Below are 3,894 nucleotides of genomic sequence, written 5' to 3'. Positions count from 1 at the left end.
GCTGCGGGGGCCGGTGCGCTCCGTCGGCGTCGCCGGCTCGGGCACCATGGCCTCGGGCATCGCCGAGGTGTTCGCCAAGGCGGGCTACGCGGTGGTCCTGGCCGCCCGCAGCGAGGAGAAGGCCCAGGCGGCCAAGGCCCGCATCGGCAAGTCCCTGGCGCGCTCCGTCGACAAGGGCCGGCTGACCGCCGAGGCCGCCGCCGCGACCCTGGACCTGATCACCCCGGCAGGCTCCTACGAGGCGTTCGCGGACGTCGACCTGGCCGTCGAGGCGGTCGCCGAGGACCTGGAGGTCAAGCGGCAGCTGTTCCAGGCGCTGGACAAGGTCTGCAAGCCCGGCGCGATCCTCGCGACCACCACCTCCTCGCTGCCCGTCGTCGCCTGCGCCCGCGCCACCTCGCGCCCGCAGGACGTGATCGGCATGCACTTCTTCAACCCGGCCCCCGCCATGAAGCTGGTCGAGGTCGTCCGGACCGTGCTGACGGGCGACGACGTCCACGCGACCGTCCGCGAGGTCTGCGCGAAGATCCGCAAGCACGCGGTGGACTGCGGCGACCGGGCCGGTTTCATCGTGAACGCCCTGCTGTTCCCGTACCTCAACAACGCGATCAAGATGGTCCAGGAGCACTACGCCTCCCTGGACGACATCGACGCGGCGATGAAGCTCGGCGGCGGCTACCCGATGGGCCCGTTCGAGCTGCTCGACGTGGTCGGCCTGGACGTCTCGCTGGCCATCGAGAAGGTGCTGCACCGCGAGTTCCGCGACCCGGGCCTCGCCCCGGCGCCGCTGCTGGAGCACCTGGTGGCCGCGGGCTGCCTCGGCCGCAAGACGGGCCGCGGCTTCCGCGAGTATGCCCGCCGCTGACGGCGTCGGCGACTGGTCCCACGCGGAGACGGACTGGGGCGGGCTGCTCGACCCGGCCACGGGCACCCCGCCCTTCCCGGGCGGGGGAAACCCCGCACCTGCGCACCGAGCTGCGCACATGCAGTACGTTCGGGTCATGTCCCAGCCCGCCAAGTCCTCACGTACACCAGCTACGCCCGACGCGCCGGAAAGTGCCGCAGGCAGTCGCGCCGCCGCCCAGCGGCTCAAGATGCGCCGAGAACTGGCGGCCGCAGCGATGGAGCTGTTCGCGACCAAGGGGTACGAGGCCACCACGGTCGACGAGATCGCGGCCGCGGCCGGCGTCGCCCGCCGCACCTTCTTCCGCCACTTCCGCTCCAAGGAAGAGGCGATCTTCCCGGACCACGACGACACGCTGATCCGTGCCGAGGCGGTGCTGAACGCCGCCCCGGCGCACGAACACCCGCTCGACACGGTGTGCCGCGGCATCAAGGAAGTCATGAGGATGTACGCGGCCCGCCCGGAGATCTCGGTCGCCCGCTACAAGCTCACGCGCGAGGTGCCCACCCTGCGCGAGGCCGAGATCGCCTCGGTGGCCCGCTACGAGCGCCTGTTCACCCGCTACCTGCTCGGTCACTTCGACGAGCACGCGCACGCCGACGACGCCAACGACGACCCGCTGCTGGCCGAGGTCGCCGCCTCCGCGGTCGTCACCGCCCACAACCACGTGCTGCGGCGCTGGCTGCGGGCGGGCGGCCAGGGCGACGTCGAGGCGCAGCTCGACCACGCGTTCGCGATCGTCCGCAAGACCTTCGGCACCGGCATCGGCGCCGGACGCGGCCCGGCCGCCACCAAGCGGGCCGCCGCCCCCGCGACGGCCTCGGCGCACGGCGAGGTGCTCGTCACCGTCGCCCGGACCGACGCCCCGCTGGAGGAGGTCATGCGGACCATCGAGGAGGCCCTGAAGGACCGCTGAGCGAGGGTCCGGGGGCGTCCGGAAGACCTCCCGACCGGCTTGCGCGCTGTGATGACGGCCACCCCACGGGGTGGCCGTTTTGCCATGTCAGAGCCCCTTTTCCGACAGATTTCAGGGCCCGTTCGATCGATCATCGCTCATTTGTTACGTAAAGATTTCATCTGAGGCCAAGTTCTGGCACTCAGTGCCTTGTCACCTGACACGCGGTGTCATACGTTGAAGATGTCCGGGCGGCCGGCGAGCAGAGACCTATCGCTCGTCGGCTGTCCCAGCAAGCCAATGGCCTGCGCGCCCGGACGCCTGCGTCACAGGCAACCTCCCGCGCCACAAAGCGCTGCCGAAGCACCACCGAGCCGAACCGACGGCACACCCAAAAACCCTCAGCAGCACTCATCGCAGCACCGACGATCCCTCAGCGCCCCTCCCTCAGGGCGCTCACCGCCGGAGGCAACACCGTGACCGTGAAGGACATCCTGGACGCGATCCAGTCGAAGGACGCCACGTCCGCCGACTTCGCCGCTCTGCCGCTCCCCGACTCGTACCGTGCGATCACCGTGCACAAGGACGAGACGGAGATGTTCGCGGGCCTCACGACCCGCGACAAGGACCCGCGCAAGTCGATCCACCTGGACGAGGTCCCCGTGCCGGAGCTGGGCCCGGGCGAGGCCCTGGTGGCCGTCATGGCCTCCTCCGTGAACTACAACTCCGTGTGGACCTCGATCTTCGAGCCGCTGTCGACCTTCGGGTTCCTGGAGCGCTACGGCAAGGTCAGCGAGCTGACCAAGCGGCACGACCTGCCGTACCACATCATCGGTTCCGACCTCGCGGGCGTCGTCCTGCGCACCGGCCCGGGCGTCAACGCCTGGAAGCCCGGCGACGAGGTCGTCGCCCACTGCCTGTCCGTCGAGCTGGAGTCCTCCGACGGCCACAACGACACGATGCTCGACCCCGAGCAGCGCATCTGGGGCTTCGAGACCAACTTCGGCGGCCTGGCGGAGGTCGCGCTGGTCAAGTCCAACCAGCTGATGCCGAAGCCCGGCCACCTGAGCTGGGAGGAGGCCGCCGCCCCGGGCCTGGTGAACTCCACCGCCTACCGCCAGCTGGTCTCCCGCAACGGCGCCGGCATGAAGCAGGGCGACAACGTCCTGATCTGGGGCGCCAGCGGCGGCCTCGGCTCCTACGCCACCCAGTTCGCCCTCGCCGGCGGCGCCAACCCGATCTGCGTCGTCTCCAGCGACCAGAAGGCGGACATCTGCCGGTCCATGGGCGCCGAGGCGATCATCGACCGCAGCGCCGAGGGCTACAAGTTCTGGAAGGACGAGCAGACCCAGGACCCGAAGGAGTGGAAGCGCTTCGGCAAGCGCATCCGTGAGCTCACCGGCGGCGAGGACATCGACATCGTCTTCGAGCACCCGGGCCGTGAGACCTTCGGCGCCTCGGTCTTCGTCACCCGCAAGGGCGGCACCATCACCACCTGCGCCTCGACCTCGGGCTACATGCACGAGTACGACAACCGCTACCTGTGGATGTCCCTGAAGCGGATCATCGGCTCCCACTTCGCCAACTACCGCGAGGCCTGGGAGGCCAACCGCCTCATCGCCAAGGGCAAGATCCACCCGACCCTGTCGAAGGTCTACTCCCTCGAGGACACCGGCCAGGCGGCGTACGACGTCCACCGCAACCTCCACCAGGGCAAGGTCGGCGTGCTCTGCCTCGCCCCCGAGGAGGGCCTCGGCGTGCGCGACGAGGAGATGCGGGCCAAGCACATCGACGCCATCAACCGCTTCCGGAACGTCTGAGAGCCATAGATGACAGAGCGTCAGAAGGACCGTCCGTGGCTCATGCGGACGTACGCCGGCCACTCCACGGCCGAGGCGTCCAACGAGCTGTACCGGCGCAACCTCGCCAAGGGCCAGACCGGTCTGTCGGTGGCGTTCGACCTGCCGACGCAGACCGGCTACGACTCCGACCACATCCTCGCCCGCGGCAAAGACCAGCACGTCCCGGTCGGCCGACCGCGCCCAGTCCACCACCTCGTCCCCCCCGGCCGTGACCTGCTCCCGGCTCTCCCCCC

Annotated in this window: 4 protein-coding genes; all 4 read left to right on the top strand. The window is 70.0% G+C overall.

The annotated features are described in order from the left end of the window. The coding region (locus tag ACWEN3_RS31240) for a 3-hydroxyacyl-CoA dehydrogenase family protein (RefSeq protein WP_452977457.1) at positions 1–865 on the top strand (865 nt) is incomplete at its 5' end. A gap of 136 nt (positions 866–1,001) precedes the next feature. Then, entirely contained in the window at positions 1,002–1,820 is an 819-nt protein-coding gene (locus tag ACWEN3_RS31235; RefSeq protein WP_452977469.1) for a TetR family transcriptional regulator, read from the top strand. A gap of 461 nt (positions 1,821–2,281) precedes the next feature. Beyond that, on the top strand, positions 2,282–3,619 hold the full coding sequence (gene ccrA / locus ACWEN3_RS31230; RefSeq protein ID WP_452977466.1) for a crotonyl-CoA carboxylase/reductase: 1,338 nt from the start codon (positions 2,282–2,284) through the stop codon (positions 3,617–3,619). A gap of 9 nt (positions 3,620–3,628) precedes the next feature. Then, positions 3,629–3,894 (top strand): methylmalonyl-CoA mutase family protein (locus ACWEN3_RS31225; RefSeq protein WP_452977455.1); only part of this gene is annotated, 266 nt, incomplete at its 3' end.

The sequence above is a fragment of the Streptomyces sp. NPDC004561 genome, from assembly GCF_053602155.1.
The sequence above is the reverse complement of the archived record's forward strand: the minus strand, read 5'-3'. Positions and strand labels throughout refer to the sequence as shown.

Excerpts from the sequence above, each read along its gene's own strand:
- ACWEN3_RS31235 (WP_452977469.1), top strand. The coding sequence starts at position 1,002 with ATGTCCCAGCCCGCCAAGTCCTCACGTACACCAGCTACGCCCGACGCG.